General features: G+C 65.5%; 24 protein-coding genes. 16 read left to right on the top strand and 8 right to left on the bottom strand.

Annotated elements, in window-relative coordinates:
* From XH79_RS29255 to XH79_RS29230, 6 genes are all read left to right on the top strand, one after another.
* The gene (locus XH79_RS29255; protein ID WP_271583852.1) at positions 1 to 864 is read left to right on the top strand and encodes a metal ABC transporter substrate-binding protein; all 864 of its coding nucleotides are present in this window, start codon (positions 1 to 3) and stop codon (positions 862 to 864) included.
* Between the two features lie 56 nt (positions 865 to 920).
* A complete protein-coding gene (locus XH79_RS29250) occupies positions 921 to 1,967 on the top strand; it encodes a CobW family GTP-binding protein (protein ID WP_271583851.1) in 1,047 nt (348 codons plus the stop codon).
* The gene (locus XH79_RS29245; RefSeq protein WP_271583850.1) at positions 1,967 to 2,986 is read left to right on the top strand and encodes a WD40 repeat domain-containing protein; all 1,020 of its coding nucleotides are present in this window, start codon (positions 1,967 to 1,969) and stop codon (positions 2,984 to 2,986) included. The genes XH79_RS29250 and XH79_RS29245 overlap by 1 nt, the downstream gene beginning before the upstream one ends.
* Before the next feature lie 121 nt (positions 2,987 to 3,107).
* Positions 3,108 to 3,824 (top strand): MgtC/SapB family protein, encoded by a 717-nt coding sequence (locus tag XH79_RS29240; protein ID WP_271583849.1) that lies wholly within the window; start codon positions 3,108 to 3,110, stop codon positions 3,822 to 3,824.
* Between the two features lie 120 nt (positions 3,825 to 3,944).
* Positions 3,945 to 4,469: a hypothetical protein gene (locus tag XH79_RS29235; RefSeq protein ID WP_271583848.1), complete on the top strand. Its 525-nt coding sequence runs from the start codon at positions 3,945 to 3,947 to the stop codon at positions 4,467 to 4,469.
* 58 nt (positions 4,470 to 4,527) lie between these two features.
* The gene (locus XH79_RS29230; protein WP_212342098.1) at positions 4,528 to 4,860 is read left to right on the top strand and encodes a hypothetical protein; all 333 of its coding nucleotides are present in this window, start codon (positions 4,528 to 4,530) and stop codon (positions 4,858 to 4,860) included.
* 201 nt (positions 4,861 to 5,061) lie between these two features.
* On the opposite strand, the gene XH79_RS29225 is transcribed toward XH79_RS29230, so the two are convergent.
* The 5 genes from XH79_RS29225 to XH79_RS29205 form a co-directional block, all read right to left on the bottom strand.
* Positions 5,062 to 6,504 (bottom strand): homospermidine synthase, encoded by a 1,443-nt coding sequence (locus XH79_RS29225; protein ID WP_271583847.1) that lies wholly within the window; start codon positions 6,502 to 6,504, stop codon positions 5,062 to 5,064.
* A 64-nt stretch (positions 6,505 to 6,568) separates the two neighbouring features.
* A complete protein-coding gene (locus XH79_RS29220) occupies positions 6,569 to 6,958 on the bottom strand; it encodes a RidA family protein (RefSeq protein ID WP_271583940.1) in 390 nt (129 codons plus the stop codon).
* 144 nt (positions 6,959 to 7,102) lie between these two features.
* Positions 7,103 to 7,690: a GNAT family N-acetyltransferase gene (locus XH79_RS29215; protein WP_271583846.1), complete on the bottom strand. Its 588-nt coding sequence runs from the start codon at positions 7,688 to 7,690 to the stop codon at positions 7,103 to 7,105.
* A gap of 132 nt (positions 7,691 to 7,822) precedes the next feature.
* Entirely contained in the window at positions 7,823 to 8,965 is a 1,143-nt protein-coding gene (locus XH79_RS29210; protein WP_080134516.1) for a type III PLP-dependent enzyme, read from the bottom strand.
* Between the two features lie 673 nt (positions 8,966 to 9,638).
* Entirely contained in the window at positions 9,639 to 9,893 is a 255-nt protein-coding gene (locus tag XH79_RS29205) for a hypothetical protein (RefSeq protein ID WP_045004054.1), read from the bottom strand.
* Positions 9,894 to 10,030: 137 nt separating this feature from the next.
* Between XH79_RS29205 and XH79_RS29200 the strand changes: the two genes are divergently transcribed.
* The 4 genes from XH79_RS29200 (at position 10,031) to XH79_RS29185 (ending at position 14,550) form a co-directional block, all read left to right on the top strand.
* The gene (locus XH79_RS29200; protein WP_271583845.1) at positions 10,031 to 12,112 is read left to right on the top strand and encodes a M3 family metallopeptidase; all 2,082 of its coding nucleotides are present in this window, start codon (positions 10,031 to 10,033) and stop codon (positions 12,110 to 12,112) included.
* Positions 12,112 to 12,750 carry a DUF1007 family protein gene (locus tag XH79_RS29195; RefSeq protein WP_271583844.1) on the top strand — a complete coding sequence of 213 codons (639 nt, stop codon included), beginning with the start codon at positions 12,112 to 12,114 and terminating at the stop codon, positions 12,748 to 12,750. The genes XH79_RS29200 and XH79_RS29195 overlap by 1 nt, the downstream gene beginning before the upstream one ends.
* Entirely contained in the window at positions 12,747 to 13,889 is a 1,143-nt protein-coding gene (locus tag XH79_RS29190; RefSeq protein ID WP_271583843.1) for a nickel/cobalt transporter, read from the top strand. Before XH79_RS29195 ends, XH79_RS29190 begins: the two co-directional genes overlap by 4 nt.
* A 223-nt stretch (positions 13,890 to 14,112) precedes the next feature.
* On the top strand, positions 14,113 to 14,550 hold the full coding sequence (locus XH79_RS29185) for an acyl-CoA thioesterase (RefSeq protein ID WP_271583842.1): 438 nt from the start codon (positions 14,113 to 14,115) through the stop codon (positions 14,548 to 14,550).
* 7 nt (positions 14,551 to 14,557) lie between these two features.
* Here XH79_RS29185 and XH79_RS29180 read toward each other — a convergent pair whose 3' ends face one another.
* On the bottom strand, positions 14,558 to 14,956 hold the full coding sequence (locus XH79_RS29180) for an MAPEG family protein (protein ID WP_183242541.1): 399 nt from the start codon (positions 14,954 to 14,956) through the stop codon (positions 14,558 to 14,560).
* Positions 14,957 to 15,039: 83 nt separating this feature from the next.
* Between XH79_RS29180 and hemH the strand changes: the two genes are divergently transcribed.
* From hemH to XH79_RS29160, 4 genes are all read left to right on the top strand, one after another.
* The gene (hemH, locus tag XH79_RS29175; RefSeq protein WP_271583841.1) at positions 15,040 to 16,077 is read left to right on the top strand and encodes a ferrochelatase; all 1,038 of its coding nucleotides are present in this window, start codon (positions 15,040 to 15,042) and stop codon (positions 16,075 to 16,077) included.
* Positions 16,078 to 16,088: 11 nt separating this feature from the next.
* Entirely contained in the window at positions 16,089 to 17,066 is a 978-nt protein-coding gene (locus XH79_RS29170) for an ABC transporter substrate-binding protein (RefSeq protein WP_212342084.1), read from the top strand.
* 239 nt (positions 17,067 to 17,305) lie between these two features.
* Positions 17,306 to 18,310 carry an SPFH domain-containing protein gene (locus XH79_RS29165; protein ID WP_271583840.1) on the top strand — a complete coding sequence of 335 codons (1,005 nt, stop codon included), beginning with the start codon at positions 17,306 to 17,308 and terminating at the stop codon, positions 18,308 to 18,310.
* A gap of 54 nt (positions 18,311 to 18,364) precedes the next feature.
* Positions 18,365 to 18,808 carry an NfeD family protein gene (locus XH79_RS29160; RefSeq protein ID WP_271583839.1) on the top strand — a complete coding sequence of 148 codons (444 nt, stop codon included), beginning with the start codon at positions 18,365 to 18,367 and terminating at the stop codon, positions 18,806 to 18,808.
* An 89-nt stretch (positions 18,809 to 18,897) separates the two neighbouring features.
* On the opposite strand, the gene XH79_RS29155 is transcribed toward XH79_RS29160, so the two are convergent.
* Positions 18,898 to 19,284, bottom strand: coding sequence for a winged helix-turn-helix transcriptional regulator (locus XH79_RS29155; protein ID WP_271583838.1), 387 nt, complete (start codon positions 19,282 to 19,284; stop codon positions 18,898 to 18,900).
* Positions 19,285 to 19,368: 84 nt separating this feature from the next.
* Here XH79_RS29155 and XH79_RS29150 point away from each other — a divergent pair, with 84 nt between their 5' ends.
* Positions 19,369 to 19,920 carry a carboxymuconolactone decarboxylase family protein gene (locus XH79_RS29150; RefSeq protein ID WP_271583939.1) on the top strand — a complete coding sequence of 184 codons (552 nt, stop codon included), beginning with the start codon at positions 19,369 to 19,371 and terminating at the stop codon, positions 19,918 to 19,920.
* A gap of 162 nt (positions 19,921 to 20,082) precedes the next feature.
* On the opposite strand, the gene XH79_RS29145 is transcribed toward XH79_RS29150, so the two are convergent.
* The gene (locus tag XH79_RS29145; protein ID WP_271583837.1) at positions 20,083 to 21,090 is read right to left on the bottom strand and encodes a KpsF/GutQ family sugar-phosphate isomerase; all 1,008 of its coding nucleotides are present in this window, start codon (positions 21,088 to 21,090) and stop codon (positions 20,083 to 20,085) included.
* Positions 21,091 to 21,283: 193 nt separating this feature from the next.
* Between XH79_RS29145 and XH79_RS29140 the strand changes: the two genes are divergently transcribed.
* A complete protein-coding gene (locus XH79_RS29140) occupies positions 21,284 to 23,026 on the top strand; it encodes an outer membrane beta-barrel protein (RefSeq protein ID WP_271583836.1) in 1,743 nt (580 codons plus the stop codon).
* Positions 23,027 to 23,048 lie beyond the last annotated feature (22 nt).

Raw genomic sequence — 23,048 nt, 5'->3', positions numbered from 1 at the left:
ATGCGGCGTATCCTGCTTTGCGTGCTCCTGCTGATCGCCTCACCGCTGCATGCCGCCGAGCGGCTCAACGTCGTTGCGAGCTTCTCGATCCTCGGCGACTTCGTTCGCAATGTCGGCGGCGACCGCATCAATTTGACGACGCTGGTCGGACCCGACAGCGACGTCCACGTCTATACGCCGGCGCCCGCCGATGCGAAGCGGGTCGCTGCGGCGAAGCTCGTCATCGTCAACGGGCTTGGGCTTGAGGGCTGGTTGCCGCGCCTCGTGCAGTCCGCAGGCAGCAAGGCGCAAGTGGTCACCGCGAGCGCCGGCATTGCGCCGCTGAAACTCGGCTCGGCTGCGGATCCCCATGCCTGGCAGTCGGTCCCCAATGCCCGGATCTACGTGACCGACATCGCCAACGCGCTGGCCGCGTCCGCTCCTGAGGACGCGGAGTTCTTCCGTGCCCAGGCAAAAGCCTATCTGGAAAAGCTCGAAACGCTGGATCGCGAGGTCCGCGAGGTCGTTGGCAAAGTCCCGCCGGAGCGGCGCAAGGTGATCTCCACCCACGACGCCTTCGGCTATTTCGCCGCCGAATACGGCATCCAGTTCATCGCTCCCCTGGGCGTCTCCACGGAAACCGAGCCCAGCGCGCGGGACATCGCGGCCATCATCGGCCAGATCAAGGCCGCGAGGATCCCGGCCGTGTTCCTGGAAAATATCAGCGACGACCGCCTGATCCGGCGGATCGCGGCCGAGACCGGGGCCAAGGTCGGCGGGACCCTGATTTCGGACGGTTTGACCGGCGAAAAGGGCCCTGCACCCACTTACATTGACATGGTCAGGCACAATATAAAGGCCCTGACCAGCGCGCTTGACCATTAGGGCAGGGGCCACCCCGCCTCGCGTCGCGCGAAAAAGCCTAAAAGTCCGGAGTTGTTATGTCTGAAGCGACCGCCCAGAAAATTCCCGTGACCGTGCTGACCGGCTATCTCGGTGCCGGCAAGACCACGCTTTTGAACCGCATCCTGTCGGAGAACCACGGCAAGAAATACGCCGTCATCGTCAACGAATTCGGCGAGATCGGCATCGACAACGACCTCATCATCGGCGCCGATGAGGAAGTGTTCGAGATGAACAACGGCTGCATCTGCTGCACCGTGCGCGGCGACCTCGTCCGCATCATGGACGGGTTGATGAAGCGCAAGGGCAAGTTCGACGCCATCATCGTCGAGACCACCGGTCTTGCCGATCCCGCGCCGGTCGCCCAGACCTTCTTCGTCGACGAGGACGTCCAGAAGAACGCCCGGCTCGATGCGGTGGTCACCGTCGCCGACGCCAAATGGCTGTCCGACCGGCTCAAGGACGCGCCCGAGGCCAAGAACCAGATCGCCTTTGCCGACGTCATCGTGCTGAACAAGACCGACCTCGTCACCAAGCCCGAGCTTGCCGAGGTCGAGGCCCGCATCCGCGGCATCAATCCCTATGCCAAGCTGCATCGCACCGAGCGCTGCTCGGTCGCGCTGGCCGACGTGCTCGATCGCGGCGCCTTCGATCTCGACCGCATCCTCGATATCGAGCCGGATTTCCTGGAGGCCGACGATCATGACCACGACCATGATCATCACCACCATCACGGCCACGACCATCACCACGATCACGGTCATGGCCTGAAGCACTATCACGACGAGGATATGCAATCGCTGTCGCTCAAGACCGACAAGCCGCTCGATCCCAACATGTTCATGCCCTGGCTGCAGAACCTGGTGCAGGTCGAGGGCGGCAAGATCCTGCGCTCCAAGGGCATCCTCGCCTTCCACGACGACGACGACCGCTACGTCTTCCAGGGTGTCCACATGATGCTGGAGGGCAACCACCAGCGGAAATGGAAGGACGGCGAGCCGCGCGAGAGCCGCCTCGTCTTCATCGGCCGCGAATTGCCGGAAAAGGCCATTCGCGAGGGCTTTGAGAGCTGCATCGTCTCGTGATGAAAGAGTTTTCGCCGCCCCCCGATTCCGCCTCGATCGTCTCCGTCACCGACCGCGTCAAACCGGTCGCGCTCGGGATGGCCGTGACGTCCGTGCATTTTCTTGGGCCTCGCGCCGCTTTCGTTGGCGGCGAGGAGAACGTCGCGTTCGTCGACGCCAAGGGGGAGATCACCACCGTTGCCGTGCACAGCGGCGGCATTCTCTCCACCGCCTCCGACGGCAAGCGCATCGTGATGGGCGGCGACGACGGCAAGGTCGTCTCGCTCGACGCCAAGGGCGAGGTGACGCTGCTCGCCACCGATCCCAAGCGGCGCTGGATCGACGCGGTGGCGCTGCACGCCGACGGCGCGTTCGCCTGGTCGGCCGGCAAGACGGCGACAGTCAAGAGCGGCAAGAGCGAAGAGAAGTCGCTCGACGTGCCCTCGACCGTTGGCGGCCTTGCGTTTGCGCCGAAGGGATTGCGGCTCGCGATCGCCCATTACAACGGCGCGACGCTGTGGTTTCCGAACATGGAAGGATCGGCCGAATTCCTGCCCTGGGCCGGCTCGCATCACGCGGTCACCTTCAGCCCCGACAACAAGTTTCTGGTCACCGCGATGCACGAGCCGGCGCTGCATGGCTGGCGGCTCGCCGATAACCGCCACATGCGCATGACCGGCTATCCCGGCCGCGTCCGCTCGATGTCCTGGAGCGCGGGCGGCAAGGGCCTGGCGACCTCCGGCGCCGACACCGTCATCATCTGGCCGTTCGCCAGCAAGGACGGCCCGATGGGCAAGGAGCCCGCGATGCTCGCGCCGCTGCAGGCGCGCGTGTCGGTCGTGGCCTGCCATCCGAAGAACGACATCCTCGCTTGCGGCTACAGCGACGGCACCGTGCTGATGGTGCGGCTCGAGGACGGCGCCGAGATCCTCGTTCGCCGCAACGGCACCCCGCCGGTGGCCGCGATTGCCTGGAACGCCAAGGGCACGCTGCTGGCGTTCGCGGACGAAAATGGGGATGGCGGCCTGCTGGAGCTTTAAACTGTCATCCTTCAGGCCGTAGGGTGGGCAAAGGCGCGCTTGCGCCGTGCCCACGATCTTTCTGCGTTGACGGGAGCCGTGGGCACGCTTCGCTTTGCCCACCCTACAGCAGCTCACATCCATGCGCTTTCTGACGACCTTCCAGCTGGCCGATTTCGTCGACACGCTGGTCAGCCTGACCACGGCCTTTGTGCTGGGCACGCTGATCGGCGCCGAACGGCAATATCGCCAGCGTACCGCGGGCCTGCGCACCAACGTGCTGGTCGCGGTGGGCGCGGCCGCCTTTGTCGATCTCGCCATGCATCTGACCGGCGCCGACGGCGCAGTGCGGGTGATCTCCTACGTCGTCTCCGGCATCGGCTTCCTGGGCGCCGGCGTCATCATGAAGCAGGGCATGGACGTGCGCGGGCTCAACACCGCGGCAACGCTGTGGGCCTCGGCCGCGGTCGGCTCCTGCGCCGGCGCCGACCTCGTCGCCCAGGCCGCGGTGCTGACCGTGTTCGTCATCGCCGGCAACACCATGCTGCGCCCGCTGGTCAACGCCATCAACCGCATCCCGCTGAACGAGAAGGCACTGGAGGCGACCTACTACTTCAAGCTGGCGGTCGCGACCGACGCATTGCCTGATATGCGCGACCGCCTCGTCGACAAGCTCGAGGCCGCGAAATACCCGGTCGCCGATATCGATGTCGCCGAGATCGGCGAGGACATCATGGAAATCGCCGCCAAGCTGGTCGCGACCGCGGTCGACCCGAACGAGCTGAACGCAGTGGCGACCGATCTCCAGCATCTGCCGGGCGTGCGCCACGCCACCTGGGAAGTCAGCACGACCGAGTGAGGGGCGACCGGTAGGCCTTTGGGCTGTTCGTGGGAACGTGCGGACCCCAGTTGCAACAACCGTTGGTTTTGGTAACTGTCACCCATGATCATGCGGATAGCGCTTTGGCTATTGGTTCTCATGACCATTCCGGCTCGGGCCGATAGGGTTGGCTACACCGGAATCGTCGACCTCTCGGCTGAGGCAGGGACGCTTCGCGCGGAGCATCATCACGATTGGGGCGGCGCAAGCCAGAATGCGCGATGGAAGATGTTCTCTTCGACGAAAGATCCTTTCACGGCGGACAATGACTATTCCTATTTGCGCCTGCGTAACACAAGGACGGGGACCGAATTGTTTCGCCGCCCCGTGCCGGCGCTGACGTACATCTGGATTTCGCCCGATCTAAAATATGTGGTCGGGCTTTCCCACGTGATGCTTTTGAATCCGTACCAGCTCGTTGTCTTTTCTAAGTCGGGTGATCGCTTGCTTGAGCGAAATATGATTGGCGCGCCAGGGGCCAAGCGGAGCGTGACGAACTGGATTTATTGGTACAAGGAACCCGTACCGAAGATCACCATCGTGGAAAATGGAGCGACTGCCACTCTCTCGGTCGAGGACGAGTCTGGTCTTCCTCGCGAATTTCAGTTCCCGGCAGCCCGCTAGCCAACGGAACCGGCGCGCCCCAGCGTCGTTGATTCCGCGGATAAAGGCGGTGATCGACATGCCCGGCCCAGATGACAAGCGCAGACTGAAGCTCGACCTGACAATTGCCGGCTCGCTGTTCGCAGCAGGCGTCGTGGTGTCGGTGATGTCGCTGGCACAAATCCGCGCCGAAAGCCGGGCGGAGCTGGCGCAGGCGACGCAGCCGCTCCAGGGTACGCCGTCCGACGAGCAGGACAAGACGCCCGCGGAAGCCAAGCCCGGCGGCGACCGGCCGACCACCCCGGCCCCCGAGCCCGCGCGGCCCGAGCCGCAGACGCAGGGCACGGCGACCAAGCCGGCACTGCCGCCGGCGCCGGCCGAAAAGATCGCGCCGCCGATTGAGAAGAAGTAGCTGGCGGCCGCTCTCCCAGCCACGCGCTCGGTGTCATCCCCCGCGAAGGCGGGGGATCCAGTATTCCAGAGACAGCGATGGGATACGGAGAGGCCGCGGCGTACTGGATGCCCCGGTCAAGCCGGGGCATGACAGTCGCGTTTGGGGCGAGACACTACGCATCGTCCCGCCCCGGAATGACGGGCGGACAGAGGCTGGGCCTCACCGCACCAGGATATTCCGGAACTGCCAGGGATCGCTGGTGTCGATGTCCTCCGGGAACAGTCCCGGACGATCCGTCAGCGGCGTCCAGTCGGTGTAGAAACCCTTGACCGGGCCGAGATAGGGCAGCTGGATTTCCAGCAGGCGATCGAAATCCATCTCGTCGGCTTCGACGATGCCTTCGTTCGGGTTTTCCAGCGCCCACACCATGCCGCCGAGCACGGCGGAGGTCACCTGCAGGCCGGTGGCGTTCTGGTAGGGCGCGAGCTCGCGGGTCTCCTCGATGGAGAGCTGCGAGCCGTACCAGTAGGCATTGTTGTCGTGGCCGAACAGCAGCACGCCGAGCTCGTCGATGCCGTCGACGATCTCGTTCTCGTCGAGGATGTGGTGCTTCTCCTGCATCTTGGCGGCGCGGCCGAACATCTCGTGCAGCGACAGCACGGCATCGTCGGCGGGGTGGTAAGCATAATGGCAGGTCGGCCGGTAGACCGCCTTGCCGGAGGCGTCACGCACCGTGAAGTAATCGGAGATCGAGATCGACTCGTTGTGGGTGACAAGGAAGCCGTATTGCGCGCCGCGGGTCGGGCACCAGGTGCGCACGCGCGTGTTGGCGCCGGGCTGCATCAGATAGATGGCAGCGCCGCAGCCGGCCTCGTGGGTGCGCGCATTCTCGGGCATCCATTTCTCATGGGTACCCCAGCCGAGCTCGGACGGCTGCACGCCTTCCGACAGAAAACCTTCCACCGACCACGTGTTGACGAAGACGTCGGGCTCCTTCGGCTTCTTCGAGCGCTGGGTGTCGCGCTCGGCGATGTGGATGCCCTTGATGCCGGCCTGCCGCATCAGGTCAGCCCATTCCGCCTTGGTCTTCGGCCGGGGCGCATTGAGCTTCAGATCGGCGGCGACATTGAGCAGCGCCTGCTTGACGAAGAAGGAGACCATGCCGGGATTGGCGCCGCAGCAGGAGACGGCCGTGGTCGAGCCCGCCGGGCGCGCCTTCTTGGCGGCCAGCGTCACTTCGCGCAGCGCGTAGTTGGAGCGCGCCTCCGGGCCCTTCGAGGAATCGAAATAGAAGCCGAGCCAGGGCTCGTTGACGGTGTCGATGTAGAGCGCGCCGAGCTCGTTGCAGAGCTCCATGATGTCGGTCGAGCCGGTATCGACCGACAGATTGACGCAAAAGCCCTGGCCGCCGCCTTCGGTGAGCAGCGGGGTGAGCAATTCGCGGTAATTGTCCTTGGTCAGGCCCTTCTGGATGAAACGGACATTGTGCCTCTCGCAGAGCGCCTTGCGGCCCTCGTCCTTGGGATCGAGCACGGTGATGCGCGATTTGTCGTAGTCGAGATGCCGCTCGATCAAGGGCAGCGTGCCTTTGCCGATGGAGCCGAAGCCGACCATGACGATGGGACCGGTGATCTTCGCGTAGATCTGCGAGGGAGGGCTCATGGGATGGTTTCTCCGGAACGTGCTGGCGGGCAAAGGGTGGGTGGATCAGGCGCTGCGGCGCTTGTCAGACGCTGCGGCGCTTGGCGGTGACTTCGATCTCGACCTTCATCTCGGGCTTGGCGAGAGCGGATACGACAAGCAACGTCGCAGCCGGCCTGATGTCGCCGAGAACCTCGCCGCAGACGGCGAAGTGGGCATCGATGGTGCTGGCGTCGGTGACGTAGTAGGTCGCACGGACGATATCGGCCATCTCGAATCCGCCCTCCTTCAGGGCGGCTTCGATGGTCTTGAAGCAGTTGCGTGACTGGCTCGTGACATCGGCCGGCATCGTCATCGTGGTGTAGTCATAGCCGGTGGTTCCCGCGACGAAGGCGAACTCGCCATCGACCACGGCGCGGCTGTAGCCGGCGGTCTTCTCGAACGGGGAGCCGGTGGAGATCAGGCGACGGGACATGGTCATGGGCCTCGACTGAAGGGGTGTTTCGCGGGGTTAAAGGGCGTTTCCGGCGCCTGCGCAACCCCAAAGGAACGGGCATGGCACAGGCGGCCGGGCGTTGCCGCTCGATGCGGCTTCGGTCTTCGCTATGAGAGCGATCCGTTAGGCCGCGTGCGCCTGGAGGGGACGAACCGACCTCCGTTTGGACAGGGCCGCGCCGGTCGGGACGATCATCCCCTCGGCGCCATCGAGTGCACCTTCGGCGAACTCGATCGCCAGCAGGCGGTCGCGCTCGAACGGGCCGGGCAGAGACAGCTCGCCGGTCTTCGCCGCCGAGAAGCCGAAGCGGACGTAATAGGGGGCATCGCCGAGCAGGATCACGGCTTCATGCCCGCGCGCCCGGGCGGCGGCCAGCGCTTGTTGCATCAGCGCGGCGCCGATCCCGAGCTCGCGGCAGGCAGGGTCCACCGCCAGCGGTCCGAGGACCAGAGCGGGCCTGCCTCCGGCGCTGACGTGCCACAGCCGCACGGTTCCCACGAGTGTCCCCTCGCGCACGGCCGACAGCGCAAGGCCGGCGGCAGGTGCACGTCCGTCGCGCAGGCGCTGGCAGGTGCGGTCATGGCGGTTCTCGCCAAAACAGGCATCCAGCAGCGCTTCACGGGCGGCGACGTCGACAGCACGTTCCGCACGGATCGCGAACGGAGCGGCTTTCGAGGTGAGGGCGACTTGTGGCTTCCGAAAAGCAGTCATGGCGCGTCAGTCCCCGCTTGAACTGGCGTGCGAAAAGCACGCCTGTCCAAGGCGTCGTCAGAAATCGTAGATGTCAGGGAGGAGCCGGCGGACCGGCTCCCGGGTTCGTCAGGCCTCAGACAGAGAGGCGGATCAGATGTGATACGTCTTCAGCGGCGGGATGCCGTTGAACGCCACCGACGAGTAGGTCGACGTATAGGCCCCGGTGCCTTCGATCAGCACCTTGTCGCCGATCTCGAGCGTGACCGGGAGCGGATACGGGTTCTTCTCGTACAGCACGTCGGCGCTGTCGCAAGTCGGGCCTGCGAGCACGCACGGCGTCATGTCCGCGCCGTCGTGACGGGTGCGGATGGCGTAGCGGATCGACTCGTCCATGGTCTCGGCGAGACCGCCGAACTTGCCGATGTCGAGATACACCCAGCGCACCTCGTCCTCGTCGCTCTTCTTCGAGATGAGCACGACCTCGGATTCGATGACGCCGGCGTTGCCCACCATGCCGCGGCCCGGCTCGATGATGGTCTCCGGAATCTGGTTGCCGAAGTGCTTGCGCAGCGCGCGGAAGATCGAACGGCCGTAGGTCACGACCGGCGGCACGTCCTTCAGGTACTTGGTCGGGAAGCCGCCGCCCATGTTGACCATGGTGAGGTTGATGCCGCGCTCGGCGCAGTCGCGGAACACCTGCGAGGCCATCGCCAGCGCACGGTCCCACGCCTTCACCTTGCGCTGCTGCGAGCCGACATGGAAGGAGATGCCGCACGGCTCCAGCCGGAGGCGCTTGGCGAGGTCGAGCACCTCGACCGCCATCTCCGGGTCGCAGCCGAACTTGCGCGACAGCGGCCACTCGGCGCCGGCGCAGTCATAGAGGATGCGGCAGAACACCTTCGCGCCGGGGGCGGCGCGGGCGACCTTCTCGACCTCGGCGGCGCAGTCGACCGCGAACAGGCGGATGCCGAGCGCGAAGGCGCGCGCGATGTCGCGCTCCTTCTTGATCGTGTTGCCGAACGAGATGCGGTCCGGCGTCGCACCGGCAGCCAGCGCCATCTCGATCTCGGCGACCGTCGCGGTGTCGAAGCAGGAGCCCATGGACGCCAGCAGCGCCAGCACTTCCGGCGCCGGGTTCGCCTTGACGGCGTAGAACACGCGGCTGTCGGGCAGCGCCTTGGCGAAGCTCTGGTAATTGTCGCGCACGACCTCGAGGTCGACGACGAGGCACGGCTCGGTGTCGAGGCCTTCGTTGCGGCGGTTGCGCAGGAATTCCTGGATACGTTCGGTCATGGCACTCTCCAACGGTCCCAGCGACGGGAGCCGTATCAACGTGACGCCTGATGAGAGTGCTTCGGCCACATCGCGCGATGGAGGCGCGTTGAAGCCAAAAAACTCAAACCAGACTGTGCTGCCGTGGATTGGTTGGGAGAGATTCCCGCCCGCACACCTGGCAATGAAGGACAAGCCTTTTCAGTAGCCCGCGCCGGCGTTGGACTGCCGGTAGAGACCAAAAAAGCCCGATCCGTCGTTGCTTTAAGTCGCGTCCCCCGTTGAGAGCGGAGTGCGCCGGTTCGCCTCCGGCTGCCAGTCACGGTTGCAAAGAGCGAAGTCACCTTCGACATGGCATCTCTTTGAGAGAGATGCTGGACGCTCCGGGTTTGCTTCGGTCGCTCGACCTTTCAGTCTCGACTTCCGCACTTCCGAAGAGCCCCTCGGCTTCTTCACCCCTTGGCGGCTGTCCGGCCTCTTGTCCGGATACCTACCGACTGACACACGACCACAGGCACGTGCGAAATTGGGCAAGTCCGCACATAAGCGTTTTGACTCTGCTTCGCAAGAATTTTTTTAGGCTGAGAACAGAATTGCCTAACGTCTGCTTGCGCGCTGTTGCGCGAGCGACGCTGAAGATGAACGAGCGTTAAGTTTTCGCTGCGCTGCGCGTGTTGCTCACGCGCGTGAAGCGTCAGCCGCGCTTCGTGAAAGGCTCGACGCGTTGAGCGGCGCGGATGAAGGCGGTCATCACGAGCACGCCGAGTGCGAACAGCACGGCCTGCAGGATGTGGGCGCCTTGATCGCCGAGCCCGAACAGGATCGCGAGCGCCCAGCCGCCGGCAAAGGCCGCGCCGAACACCTCCGCGCCGATCAGGATGGCGGCGCTGATGACGGTGATGACGCTGGGCCAGACGATCTGGCGGGACGACGAGGAAGGCGCGTTCATGGGGCTCAGGGGTCCTGTCTTCGAGGGCCGCAATCTCCCCGAAAAGGCGGCCGGGAGCAAGGCCAAATGGCCCAAAAAAGCCCCATGGCGTGCTATAGCTGGCCGCAACAATTGAGCCACAAAGATCGGGACTTGCGATGTCAGAAACCCGCCAGACTACGGACTCCGGGATCAATCCGCTGCTGAAGGCCTGGGTGACGCCGTTTGCGACCCCGCCCTTCGACGAGATCAGGCCGGAGCACTTCCTCCCGGCCTTCGAGCAGGCTTTCGCGGATCATTCCGCCGAGATCGCGGCGATCACCAACGATCCCGCGGCGCCCGACTTCGCCAACACCATCACGGCGCTGGAGCGCTCCGGCAAGCTGCTGAGCAAGGTCGCGGCGGTGTTCTATGACCTCGTCTCGGCGCATTCCAACCCGGCCATCCTGGAGATCGACAAGGAGGTCTCCTTGCGGATGGCGCGGCACTGGAATCCGATCATGATGAACGCCGTGCTGTTTGGTCGCATCGCCCATCTGCACGAGAACCGCACCTCGCTCGGTCTGTCGCCCGAGCAGCTCCGCCTGCTGGAGCGCACCTACACCCGTTTCCATCGCGCCGGCGCCGGTCTCTCGGAAGAAGCCAAGGTGCGGATGGCCGAGATCAACGAACGGCTGGCCCAGCTCGGCACCGGCTTCAGCCATCATCTGCTCGGCGACGAGCAGGACTGGTTCATGGAGCTCGGGGAGGCCGATCGGCAGGGCCTGCCGGAGAGCTTCGTCGCCGCCGCCAAGGCTGCGGCGGAAGAGCGCAGCATGGCCGGCAAGGCCATCGTCACGCTGTCGCGCTCCTCGGTCGAGACGTTCCTGAAGAGCTCGGCACGGCGCGACCTGCGCGAGAAGGTCTACAAGGCCTTCATCGCCCGCGGCGACAACGGCAATGCCAACGACAACAACGCGACCATCGTCGAGATCCTGAAGCTGCGCGAGGAGAGCGCCAACCTCCTGGGCTACCCGACCTACGCCGCCTACCGGCTCGAGGATTCCATGGCCAAGACGCCGGAGGCGGTGCGGAGCCTGTTGGAGCGGGTCTGGAAGCCGGCCCGCGCCCGCGCGCTCGCCGACCGCGACGAGATGCAGGCGCTGATCACGGAAGAGGGCGGTAATTTCAGGCTCGCCCCCTGGGACTGGCGCTACTACGCCGAGAAGCTGCGCCTGCAGCGCGCCAATTTCGACGATTCCGCGATCAAGCCGTATCTCGGCCTCGACCACATGATCGCCGCCGCCTTCGACTGCGCCACGCGCCTGTTCGGCGTCACCTTCGAGGAGCGCAAGGACGTCCCGGTCTGGCACCCCGACGTCCGGGTCTGGGAGGTGAAGGGGCCGGACGGCAAGCACAAGGCGCTGTTCTATGGCGACTACTTCGCCCGGCCGTCGAAGCGCTCGGGTGCCTGGATGACCTCGCTGCGCGACCAGCAGAAGCTCGACGGCGACGTCGCCCCGCTGGTCCTCAACATCTGCAATTTCGCCAAGGGGGCCGACGGCGAGCCCGCGCTGCTGTCGCCCGACGACGCCCGCACCCTGTTCCACGAGTTCGGCCATGGCCTGCACGGCATGCTCTCCAACGTGACCTATCCCTCGCTGTCGGGCACGTCAGTGTTCACCGACTTCGTCGAGCTGCCGTCCCAGCTCTACGAGCACTGGCAGGAGCGGCCCGAGGTGCTGCAGCAGTTCGCCCGCCACCACCAGACCGGCGAGCCGCTGCCCGACGACCTGCTGCAGCGCTTCCTGGCCGCGCGAAAGTTCAACCAGGGCTTCGCCACGGTCGAGTTCGTCTCCTCGGCGCTGGTCGATCTCGAGTTCCACACCCAGCCGGCGGCTGCCGCGCAGGATGTCCGCGCCTTCGAGAAGACAGAGCTGGAGAAGATCGGCATGCCCGAGGAGATCGCGCTGCGTCACCGGCCCACGCAGTTCGGTCACATCTTTACCGGCGATCACTATGCCGCCGGCTATTACAGCTACATGTGGTCCGAGGTGATGGACGCCGACGCCTTCGGCGCGTTCGAGGAGGCCGGCGATATCTTCGATCCGGCGGTCGCAAAACGCCTGCACGACGATATCTACTCGAGCGGCGGATCGGTCGATCCGGAAGCCGCCTACGAAGCCTTCCGCGGCCGCCCGCCGGAGCCCGACGCGCTGCTGCGCCGCCGCGGCCTGCTCGACGACGCCAAGGCGGCCTGATGCGCATGCGCGCCCTGTTCGGCCTGCTGCTCGCCGCCGCGATGACGCTCGCGGCGGGGGCGGCGAGCGCGCATCCGCATGTCTGGATCACCGCGACTAGCGAGCTGCTCTATGCGGCCGACGGCAGCATCACCGGCGTGCGCCACGCCTGGACCTTCGACGACATGTTCTCGGCCTATGCGGTGCAGGGGCTCGAGAGCAAGACCAAGGGCGCCTTTACGCGCGAGGAGCTCGGGTCGCTGGCGCAGACCAATGTCGAGTCGCTGAAGGAATATGCCTATTTCACCTTCGCCAAGGCCGACGGCAAGAAGGAGCGCTTCCAGGAGCCGGTCGACTATTTCCTCGACTACAAGGACACGGTGCTGACCCTGCACTTCACGCTGCCGCTGAAGAACCCGGTCAAGCCGAGGCAATTGGTGCTCGAGGTGTTCGACCGTTCCTTCTTCATCGACTTCCAGATGGCCAAGGACAATCCCGTCAAGCTGGTCGGCGCGCCCGCGGGCTGCCAGATGAAGCTGGACCGTCCCAGCGACGGCTCGGCCACCGCCCAGAAGCTCAACGAGCAGACCTTCCTGAACGGCGAGAACAGCAATTTCGGCATGATGTTCGCCAACAAGATCACGGTGGATTGCCCTTGAAGCAGCATCTTTCCCCGCTCACCCGCGGGCTCCTCGCCTGCATGGCCGTTCTGCTGGTCGTGATCGCGGCCGATGCCGCGCTCCACGATCTCCTCGCGCAGAATCCGTTCGGCGCACCGCGGCCCGCGCAGGCGGCCGAGCCCGAGGCCAGCGGCCTCATCGGCTGGCTCCTGGCAAAGCAGTCGGAATTCTATCGGCAGATGTCGTCGACCATCCGCGCCGCCAAGTCCGACGGCTCGGCGGTGTGGACGCTGCTGTTCATCTCGTTCGCCTATGGCATCTTCCATGCCGCAGGTCCCGGCCACGGCAAGGCGGTGATCGCCTCCTATCTGGTCGCCAACCGCGAGACCGCGCGGCGCGGCATCGCGCTGTCCTTTGCCTCGGCGCTGATGCAGTCGCTGGTGGCGATCCTCATCGTCGGCATCTCGGCCTGGATCCTGAACGCGACCGCCAAGACCATGTGCAAGGCGGAAGGGGTGATCGAGATCGCGAGCTACGCCCTGATCGCGCTGTTCGGCCTGCGCCTCGTCTGGGTCAAGGGCCGCACCTTCCTCCGCGCGCTGCAGGCGGCCCAGCCGGTGCCGGCGATGGCGGGCGTGCCGCATCAGCACGATCACGGCCATCATCATCATCATCACGATGCGCATGATCATCATGAGCACGATCATCATCACCACGATCATGCTCATGCTCATGCTCATGCCCATGCGCATGACCATGACCACCACGCCCACGACCACGTCCATGACGAGCATTGCGGCCATTCCCACGGGCCCACGCCGAGCGAGCTTGCCGGGCCCGGCGGCTGGCGGCGCGGCTTTGCCGCGATCCTCACCGTCGGCATCCGTCCCTGCTCGGGTGCGATCCTGGTGCTGGTGTTTGCACTGGCCCAGGGCCTGTTCTGGGCCGGCATCGCCGCGACCTTCCTGATGGGGCTCGGCACCGCGATCACGGTCGCGGCCATCGCTGTTATCGCCGTCTCCGCCAAGGACGTCGCCGCACGCCTCAGCGCCGGCCGCGACGGCGGCGGCGCGCTGTTCATGCGCGGCATCGAATTCGGCGCCGCCGCCCTCGTGCTGCTGTTCGGCGTCGGCCTCCTGTTCGGCTACATCGCGGCCGAACGGACCACGTGTTTCTAAGCTGAGCTCTCGTGCCCCGGACGCAGCGCAGCGCCTGGCGGTGCGCTGCTGAGCCGGGGCCCATCTCTCCGTATGGTCACGTGTGGCATTCTGGGTCCCGGCTCTGCGGAGCAGCGCAAGGGCGCTGCACCGCGTCCGGGACACGAGAGCCGCGCTTTGCGAACTCCCTCCGGTCCGCTATTCAGTCGGTCAAACCAACAAGAATGTCCGGTCGGGGGATTCCATGTCGCGTGAACAATTCTGGTTCTTTCACCCGTTCCGGGTGCGCTATTCCGAGATCGACGGCCAGGGCGTCGTCTTCAACGCGCATTACCTGTCCTATTTCGACACCACCATCACCGAATATTTCCGCGCACTGGGCTACGACCAGTATGTGGACGCCAAGGCGACCGGTATCGATTTCCATGTCGTGAAGTCGCTGATCGAATACAAGGCGCCGGTCCGGTTCGACTGGGAGCTCGACGTCGGTGCACGCGTGGCGCGGATCGGCAATTCGAGCCTCGTCTTCGAGCTTGCCATTTTCCGGAAAGGCGGCGCTGATGCGCTGGTGACCGGCGAGATCGTGTGGGTCTACACCAACCAGGAGACCCATCGGCCGGTGCCGATCCCGGCATGGATCCGCGACCTCATCGCCACGCGGGAGCGCATTCTACCGGCGTGAAGCCGTCTCACACCGGCAGAAACCGCTTCAGCATCGGCATGAAGAAGATCCCTAGATTGATCGCAAAGCCGATGCTCCAGAGGATCGAGCGCAGCGTCGGGCGGTTGCCGAGATAGGTCAGCACATAGGCGATCCGCACGATCAGGAACAGCGCGGCGAGCTCGTCGATCAGCCGCTGCGGCGAGTCCCTGAATTCGGCGAGCAGCACCGCGAAGGCGAAGAACGGGAAGGTCTCGATGCCGTTCTGGTGGGCGCCCAGGGCGCGCTGCGCGATGGCATCCTCGTAGAAGGCGGGATCGCGCGGCCGGGAATTGTCGAAGCTGCGAAACCTGATCCATTTGATCGAGGCGATCGTGGACAGGTAAAGCAGCAGCGCTCCGAATACGCACCATTCCGCGAGCGTCATCGTCCCTCCCCCCGCTTGGGTGCGACCCTAGCGAAACCGCCCTCATCTTGACAAGTTCGGACCAACGCGCGACCCAACCAGCCATGAACAGCGTCGTCCCCCTCGAGACTGCGAAAGCGGCCACCCGGTCCGCCCTGCCGCGCGTCGGCGTGCTCCTGGTCAATCTCGGCACGCCGGATACGGCCGACGCGCCCGGCGTCCGGGTCTACCTGAAGGAGTTCCTCTCGGATGCCCGCGTCATCGAGGACCAGGGCCTGATCTGGAAGCTGGTGCTGAACGGCATCATCCTGCGCAGCCGTCCCCGCACCAAGGCGCTCGACTACCGCAAGATCTGGAACACCGAGAGGAACGAGTCGCCGCTGAAGACCATCACGCGCTCGCAGGCCGACAAGCTCGCGGCCGCGCTGTCGGACCGCGACCACGTCGTCGTCGACTGGGCGATGCGCTACGGCAATCCCTCGATCAAGGCGGGCATCGACGCGCTGATCGCTGAGGGTTGCGAGCGCATCCTCGCCGTCCCGCTCTATCCGCAATATTCCGCCTCGACCTCGGCCACCGTCTGCGACGAAGTGTTCCGCGTGCTCGCGCAGCTGCGCAACCAGCCGACGCTGCGGGTGACGCCGCCTTATTATGAGGACGAAGCCTATATCGAGGCGCTCGCGACCTCGATCGAAACGCATCTGGCAACGCTCCCGTTCAAGCCCGAACTGATCGTCGCCTCGTTCCACGGCATGCCGAAATCCTATGTCGACAAGGGCGATCCCTATCAGAGCCACTGCATCGCCACGACCGAGGCGCTGCGCCGCCGGCTCGGCATGGACGAGACAAAGCTCCTGCTGACCTTCCAGTCCCGCTTCGGCAATGACGAGTGGCTCCAGCCCTATACCGACAAGACCATGGAGCGGCTGGCGAAAGAGGGCGTGCGCCGCATTGCGGTGGTGACGCCGGGCTTTTCCGCCGATTGCCTGGAGACGCTGGAGGAGATCGCGCAGGAGAACGCCGAGATCTTCAGGCACAATGGCGGCGAGCAGTTTTCCGCGATCCCGTGCCTGAACGACAGCGAACAGGGCATGGATGTGATCCGCTCGCTGGTGCTGCGCGAGCTTCAGGGCTGGATCTGATGGTGTCTCCCATGAACCGCCGCGAGCTTCTGGCGCTTCTTGGGATGATCGCGGCAATGCCGTCATCAGTGCAGGCCCAGCAGCCGGATGCCGCGCGGCGGCTCGGCGTGCTCTCGGTCACGGCCGCCGACGATGCGATCGGGCAGACGCGCAGCGCCGTTCTGGTCGAGGCGCTTGCGGCCCACGGCTGGAAGGAGCGTGACAATCTCAGAATCTATTGGCGCAGCGGGGCGGGCGACCGGACACGAATCGCACGGCTCGCCGACGAGCTGGTCGCGCTGAAGCCGGACATCCTGCTCGCGGTCGGCACGCCCTCGGTCGAAGAGCTGCGCCGGCGCACCACGACGATCCCGATCGTGTTCGCCGTGGTCACCGATCCCGTCAGCCAGGGCTTTGTCCAGAACCTCGCGCATCCCGGCGGCAACATCACCGGCTTCACCGATTACGACGGCCCGCTGGCCGGCAAATGGCTGGAGATGCTGACGCAGGTCACGCCAAAAGTGTCCCGCGTCTTCGTCGTCTACAATCCCGCCACCGCGCCGTTCGCGCCCCTGATGCTGCGCACGATCGAGGACGCCGGACGGGCGCTTCACGTGACGGTCGAACCCGCGCCGGTGAATGACGCCGCTTCGATCGCGGCGCTGGCTTCGCGGCAGGACGGTGGCCTGCTGATCCTGCCGGACTTCTTCACCATGGCCAACCGCGTGCATCTGCTGGCAGCGATCAATGAAGCCCATGTGCCGGCGGTGTTCTGGAGCCGCACCTTCGTCGAGGAGGGCGGGCTGATGTCCTACAGCACCGACAGCGCCGAGCAGCTCCGGCGCGCGGCGGGCTACATCGACCGCATCCTCAAGGGCGCGCAGGCGGCCGACCTGCCGGTCCAGAACCCCACCAAGTTCGAGCTGGCGGTCAACCTCAAGGCGGCGAGGGCGCTCGGCGTCACGCTTTCCCCCGGCCTGCTCGCAATCGCGAATGAGGTCATCGAATGACGCCGTCCGTGGCGGACGCCTGGGCCGAATTCGTTAATTTCCGCCGCTAGGTTTGCGTCCGCGCGCTTTCAAGAGCCGCCCGCAAATACATATCGCGATCGTTCTCTCCCCCAACGTCTTGTGTGGAATTGCGCCGATACCGACGTGAATTGCGACCGCTGAACCGGTAGGGTCGTGATCCCGACCAATGACAGCGCCGGAAAGGGCCTTTCCCGGCTTCTTTCCACCTTGGAGGAGCTATGAGCGGTTTCGACATTTTCGCGATTGTTCTGGTCTTGCTCGTCATCGTCACGCTGGTTGCCGGCGTGAAGACGGTGCCGCAGGGCTATGACTGGACCATCGAGCGGTTCGGCAAATACACCCAGACGCTGAGCCCCGGGCTCAACCTGATCGTGCCCTATTTCGATCGCGTCGGGCGCAAGATCAACATGATGGAGCAGGTGATCGACATTCCCGAGCAGGAGGTCATCACCAAGGACAACGCCACGGTGACGGTGGACGGCGTCGCCTTCTTCCAGGTGTTCGATGCCGCGAAAGCGAGCTACGAGGTCGCCAACCTCAACCAGGCCATCACGGTCCTGACCATGACCAACATCCGCTCGGTGATGGGCTCGATGGATCTCGACCAGGTGCTGTCGCACCGTGACGAGATCAACGAGCGTCTCTTGCGCGTCGTCGATGCCGCGGTCTCGCCCTGGGGCGTCAAGGTCAACCGCATCGAGATCAAGGACATCGTGCCGCCGGCCGACCTCGTCGAGGCCATGGGCCGGCAGATGAAGGCCGAGCGTGTCAAGCGCGCCGACATCCTCGCCGCCGAGGGCCAGCGCCAGTCCGAAATCCTGCGCGCCGAGGGCGCCAAGCAGGGCCAGATCCTCCAGGCCGAAGGCCGCCGCGAGGCCGCCTTCCGCGACGCCGAGGCGCGCGAGCGTCTGGCCGAGGCGGAAGCCAAGGCGACGCAGGCGGTGTCGGAAGCCATTTCCAAGGGCGACGTCGCCGCGTTGAACTATTTCATCGCCGACAAATATATCAAGGCATTCGGCCAGTTCGCGGAGGCGCCGAACCAGAAGATCATCATGCTGCCGATGGAGGCGACGAGCATGCTCGGCTCGCTCGCCGGCATCGGCGAGATCGCGAAGGCAACGTTCGGCGAAAGCGCAGCGTCTGCGGCTGCCGCCGCGCGCCGCACCGGATCGGTGCCGCCGACCGGCGGCACGCCGCCGGCGGTACCGCCGCGGCAGGGATAGTCACCGGCGCATGCCTTGCGACAAGGGCATGCGCCAATATTCAGAGGTCGTGTCATGACCGACATGTTCGTATCGCTCGGCACCTGGAATTGGCTGATCTTCGGCTTCATCCTGATGGCGCTGGAGACGATCGCGCCGGGCGTGTTCCTGTTCTGGCTTGGGCTCGCTGCTTTGCTGGTGGGCCTGCTCTCGTTCGCCATCCATCTGTCCTGGCAGATCCAGCTTGTGATGTTCGCAGTGTTCGCGGTAGCAGCCGTCCCGGTCTGGCGCCGGCTAGCCCGGCCGAAGCCCGACGAAAGCGCAAGCCCGTTCCTCAACAAGCGCACCGAGGCGCTTCTGGGCCGCGAGTTCACGCTGGAGAAACCGATCATCGACGGCAGCGGCACCGTGCGCATCGGCGACACTGTCTGGCGCGTCGCCGGCCCCGATACGCCGGCGGGGACGCGGGTCAAGGTGGTGCAGGTCGACGGCGCCAACCTGACGGTCGCAGCGGCGTAGGATTCTTCGCCTCTCCCCGCTTGCGGGGAGAGGCCGGATTGCATCGCAGATGCAATCCGGGTGAGGGGGACTCTCCGCGAGTCCATCTTTCACCGTTTGCGCGGAGACTCCCCCTCACCCCGACCCTCTCCCCGCAAGCGGGGCGAGGGAGAAGACTTCCACCTCTCCGCAAACCGGTGTAGCGGCATGAAGGTCTCGCACAATTCGCGCCCCAGCGCCGTCAGCCCGTAGCCTCCACCGTCGCCGAGCTCCACGAATCCCGCCTCGCGCAGCTCCGTCAGCCGCGCTTGCAGCACCGTGGGCGAGGCCTCGTCGCAGGCGCTGCGAAGCGCGCGCGAGGTGAGGGGCTCTTCGCGCAACTCCCACAATATCCGCAAGGCCCAGCGCCGGCCGAGCAGGTCGAGCAGCGCCATGACCGGCCGGCCCGTGCGCGAGCCGCGGACGCTGCGTGTCTTTGAGTCGGCCTGTTTCGCCATCGGTGGTCCCTTGCGTAGTGCTACAAATAGTGTAGCGTATTGCTACGATAATTGTAGCAATGGAGAGCGCCGATGTCTTCCGCCATGTCCGAGGCTTCGCCGCGCATCGCGCCGCTCACCCCGCCTTATCCCCCGGAGATCCAGGCGCAGTTCGACCGCATCATGCGCGGCGCGCCGCCGCTGCTGCTGTTCAGGGTGATGGCGGGCCACGCCCGCGCCTGGGACAAGTTCCGCGCCGGCGGCCTGCTCGATCCCGGACCGCTGTCGTTGCGCCAGCGCGAGATCGTCATCGATCGCACCTGCGCGCTAAACACATGCGAATATGAATGGGGCGTGCATGTCGCGATTTTTGCCGGGCCGGCGAAGCTCGGCGCGGAGGAGGTGCGCGCCACGGTCCTGGGCGATGCAACGTCTGCCTGCTGGTCACCGGCCGAGCAGGCGCTGATCGCCGCCGTCGACGCGCTGCATCACCGCGCGACGTTGAGCGACGAGGAGTTCGCCGCGCTCTCCGCGCATTACGACGAGCCGCAGATCCTGGAGATCATGCTCTTGTGCGGCTTCTATCGCACGGTGTCGTATCTGGCGAACGGGCTGCGGCTGCCGCTGGAGGAGAAGGCGGCGCGGTTTCCGGTCTAATTCCTCATCCTGAGGAGCGCGTCTTCGCGCGTCTCGAAGGATGAAGGCCCGGCTGGTGGCCTCGCCCTTCGAGACGCGCGCGAAAGGGCGCGCTCCTCAGGGTGAGGGTCTTCTGGATTGCTTCGCTGCGCTCGCAATGACGAGTGGAGAGCTGCGCGCGCCTTACGCCACGCCCGCGCGCAGCAGATCGTGCAGGTGCACGATGCCCACCACCTTGTTCGCCTCGGTCACCAGCAGGGTCGTGATCTTGCGGGTGTTCAGCACCTCGATCATCTCGCTCGCCAGCATCGAGGGCGGCACCGACTTCGGCTGCTTCGTCATGATCTCGTCGACCGTCACGGTCAGAAGATCGGGCCGCATGTGGCGGCGCAAATCGCCGTCGGTGATGATGCCGACGGCCTCGCCCGCATCGTTGACGATACAGACGCACCCCAAGCCCTTCGCGGACATCTCGACCACCGCGTCCGACATCTTGGTGCCTTCAGGCTTGACCGGGATCTCCGCGCCGGTGCGCATGTAGTCGCGGACGAATTTCAGCATCGCGCCGAGCTTGCCGCCGGGGTGGAAATGCGCGAACTCCAGCGCGGTGAAGCCGCGGCCCTCGAGCAGCGCGATCGCGATGGCATCGCCGATCGCGACCTGCATCATGGTCGAGGTGGTCGGCGCCAGATTGTGCGGGCAGGCTTCGCGCGCCTTGGGCAGCTCGATCACGATGTCGGCGGCTTGTCCGAGGGAGGACGAAGCGTTCGAGGTCACCGCGATCATGGGGATCGCAAAGCGCGCCGAATAGTTCACCAGCGTCTTCATCTCCGGCTGCTCGCCGGACCAGGACAGCGCCATGATGACGTCGTCGGTGGTGATCATGCCGAGGTCGCCATGGGCGGCTTCCGCGGTGTGGACGAAGAAGGCGGGCGTACCGGTCGAGGCCAGCGTCGCCGCGATCTTGCGCGCCATGTGGCCGGATTTGCCGAGCCCGGTGACAATGACGCGGCCCTTGGCGTTGCGGATCAGGTCGACCGCCCTGGCGAAGGTCGCGCCGAGCGGGCCGCGCAGCGCCGCGGCGAGGGCGTTGATGCCGCCGCTCTCCGTCTCCAGCGTGCGGAGCGCGGATTCGATGCTATCGGGGATGGAGCCGGATGATTGGGTCATCAGCGGTTTCGAACTCGGCATGCTCAGGTCCAGGGAGGAGGGGCGTTCGCCCGTTGGTGCCTGCTTAGCATGCCGCCGCTTTGGAGGCGACGAGAGCCCTTATGCCCTCAACCGGTCATTAACCATAATTGTTTTAACTCCATTAACGATGGGTTCCCGCCAGCCGGTTGGAGGCCGTCTTGAAAGTGTTTGATTTCGTTGGAGTTATTCCATCGTGGGGTCGTCTCCAGGCATGGGCCGGAGCAAACGCGCGTATTTCCTGCGCGCCGCTTTGCCGTGCCTGGCGCTGACGGTCCTCGGCAGCGCCCCGGCGGCCGCCCAGAGCCTTACGCCCGACCTGTTCAATCCCAACCGCGGCGGCTTTGCCTCGCCCGACACGCTGCCGACACGCCGCACGGCGGCCATGCCGCAGGCGCCCTCGGACGCGCTGCCGACGCTGCCTGATCCCAATGCCGATCCGCGCAGGAGCCAGCAGGCACCGGCGACCTCCCGTGTCGGCCAGGTCCCGACCTACGGCTTGCCGGCCGCCAACGGCGCCAGCGGCTCCGGCTACGACTCGCTCAACCGCAAGCGGCAGCAGCCAAAGCTCTATCCCGGTCAGGCCAAGCCGAAGCGCCCGCTCGGCCCCGGCTCGTCGCCGCCGCCGGCAACGCCGGTCAGGACGCTGGGCCCTCCGCGCATCGCGCCGCCGCCGTCCGAGAATGCGCACAAGACACCGGTCCCCCCGGCGATGGCCGGCAACGTGCCCGGCCAGCCGCTGCGCCGTCGCCTCAAGGCCGATGACGACGCGTTCGGCGCGGTCGGCGATTACGCCGGCAGTTTCCTGATCAAGGGCGGGCTCGAGCTCTCCACCGGCTACGACACCAACCCGGCGCGCCTGAACAAGCCGGTGGGATCGCCGGTCTACGTCGTCGCGCCCGATCTCCTTGTCGCGTCCGACTGGGAGCGCCACGCGCTGGTCGCGGATTTGCGCGGCTCGTTCTCCGGCTACACCAACAACATGCCGGCAACGATCGACGGCTTTGCCTCGCCCTCGCCGGTCGAGATCAACCGTCCTGATTTCACCGGCCATGTCGACGGCCGCCTCGACGTCGACCGCGATTTCAAGCTGACCTCGCAGCTGCGCCTGCGGCTCGCCACCGACAATCCCGGCAGCCCGAACGTGCAGGCCGGCTTGCAGAAGTATCCGGTCTACGCCACCTACGGCACGACCCTCGGCTTCGACCAGACTTTTAATCGCTTCCAGGTCGCTGCCGGCGCGACGGTGGATCGCACGGCTTATACCGACTCGAAGCTCACCGACGGCTCGACCTTCAGCAACAACGACCGCGACTTCAACCAGTATGGCGGCGTCGGCCGCTTCTCCTACGATCTGAAGCCGGGGCTGAAGCCGTTCGTCGAGATCCAGGGCGACACCCGCGTCCACGACCAGGCCGCCGACCGCAACGGCTATTTCCGCGATTCGAACGGCGGTTACGCCAAGGTCGGCTCGTCCTTCGAATTCTCGCGCATCCTCACCGGCGAGATCTCGGTCGGCTACTCCGCGCGCAACTATGTCGATCCGCGACTCAGCCAGCTCGCCGGCTTCCTCACCGCGGGCTCGCTGATCTGGAATGCGAGCGGCCTCACCACGGTGAAATTCTTCACCGACACGCAGATCAACGAGACCACGGTCCCCGGCTCATCCGGCGTGCTCGTGCACACCTATGCCGCCGAAGTCGATCACGACTTCCGCCGCTGGCTCACCGCCATCGGCAAGTTCACCTACGGCACCTACGACTACCAGAACCAGAACCGCAACGACAAAACCTACTCGCTCGAAGGCAATTTGATCTACAAGCTCAACCGCAACGTCTGGATCAAGGGCACGCTGCGCCACGACATCCTGGATTCGAACCAGGCGGGATCGAGCTCGCAGGGCACGGTGGTGATGGTCGGGGTGAGGCTGCAGAACTAGCGTGGCGTGAGTCGCGTTGGAG

It is taken from the genome of Bradyrhizobium sp. CCBAU 45389 (assembly GCF_028128625.1).
GTDB classification, from domain to species: Bacteria; Pseudomonadota; Alphaproteobacteria; order Rhizobiales; family Xanthobacteraceae; genus Bradyrhizobium; species Bradyrhizobium liaoningense_B.
The sequence above is the reverse complement of the archived record's forward strand: the minus strand, read 5'-3'. Positions and strand labels throughout refer to the sequence as shown.

Excerpts from the sequence above, each read along its gene's own strand:
- XH79_RS29255 (WP_271583852.1), top strand. The coding sequence starts at position 1 with ATGCGGCGTATCCTGCTTTGCGTGCTCCTGCTGATCGCCTCACCGCTG.
- XH79_RS29250 (WP_271583851.1), top strand. The coding sequence starts at position 921 with ATGTCTGAAGCGACCGCCCAGAAAATTCCCGTGACCGTGCTGACCGGC.
- XH79_RS29245 (WP_271583850.1), top strand. The coding sequence starts at position 1,967 with ATGAAAGAGTTTTCGCCGCCCCCCGATTCCGCCTCGATCGTCTCCGTC.
- XH79_RS29240 (WP_271583849.1), top strand. The coding sequence starts at position 3,108 with ATGCGCTTTCTGACGACCTTCCAGCTGGCCGATTTCGTCGACACGCTG.
- XH79_RS29235 (WP_271583848.1), top strand. The coding sequence starts at position 3,945 with ATGACCATTCCGGCTCGGGCCGATAGGGTTGGCTACACCGGAATCGTC.
- XH79_RS29230 (WP_212342098.1), top strand. The coding sequence starts at position 4,528 with ATGCCCGGCCCAGATGACAAGCGCAGACTGAAGCTCGACCTGACAATT.
- XH79_RS29225 (WP_271583847.1), bottom strand. The coding sequence starts at position 6,504 with ATGAGCCCTCCCTCGCAGATCTACGCGAAGATCACCGGTCCCATCGTC.
- XH79_RS29220 (WP_271583940.1), bottom strand. The coding sequence starts at position 6,958 with ATGTCCCGTCGCCTGATCTCCACCGGCTCCCCGTTCGAGAAGACCGCC.
- XH79_RS29215 (WP_271583846.1), bottom strand. The coding sequence starts at position 7,690 with ATGACTGCTTTTCGGAAGCCACAAGTCGCCCTCACCTCGAAAGCCGCT.
- XH79_RS29210 (WP_080134516.1), bottom strand. The coding sequence starts at position 8,965 with ATGACCGAACGTATCCAGGAATTCCTGCGCAACCGCCGCAACGAAGGC.
- XH79_RS29205 (WP_045004054.1), bottom strand. The coding sequence starts at position 9,893 with ATGAACGCGCCTTCCTCGTCGTCCCGCCAGATCGTCTGGCCCAGCGTC.
- XH79_RS29200 (WP_271583845.1), top strand. The coding sequence starts at position 10,031 with ATGTCAGAAACCCGCCAGACTACGGACTCCGGGATCAATCCGCTGCTG.
- XH79_RS29195 (WP_271583844.1), top strand. The coding sequence starts at position 12,112 with ATGCGCATGCGCGCCCTGTTCGGCCTGCTGCTCGCCGCCGCGATGACG.
- XH79_RS29185 (WP_271583842.1), top strand. The coding sequence starts at position 14,113 with ATGTCGCGTGAACAATTCTGGTTCTTTCACCCGTTCCGGGTGCGCTAT.
- XH79_RS29180 (WP_183242541.1), bottom strand. The coding sequence starts at position 14,956 with ATGACGCTCGCGGAATGGTGCGTATTCGGAGCGCTGCTGCTTTACCTG.
- hemH (WP_271583841.1), top strand. The coding sequence starts at position 15,040 with ATGAACAGCGTCGTCCCCCTCGAGACTGCGAAAGCGGCCACCCGGTCC.
- XH79_RS29170 (WP_212342084.1), top strand. The coding sequence starts at position 16,089 with ATGAACCGCCGCGAGCTTCTGGCGCTTCTTGGGATGATCGCGGCAATG.
- XH79_RS29165 (WP_271583840.1), top strand. The coding sequence starts at position 17,306 with ATGAGCGGTTTCGACATTTTCGCGATTGTTCTGGTCTTGCTCGTCATC.
- XH79_RS29160 (WP_271583839.1), top strand. The coding sequence starts at position 18,365 with ATGACCGACATGTTCGTATCGCTCGGCACCTGGAATTGGCTGATCTTC.
- XH79_RS29155 (WP_271583838.1), bottom strand. The coding sequence starts at position 19,284 with ATGGCGAAACAGGCCGACTCAAAGACACGCAGCGTCCGCGGCTCGCGC.
- XH79_RS29150 (WP_271583939.1), top strand. The coding sequence starts at position 19,369 with ATGTCCGAGGCTTCGCCGCGCATCGCGCCGCTCACCCCGCCTTATCCC.
- XH79_RS29145 (WP_271583837.1), bottom strand. The coding sequence starts at position 21,090 with ATGCCGAGTTCGAAACCGCTGATGACCCAATCATCCGGCTCCATCCCC.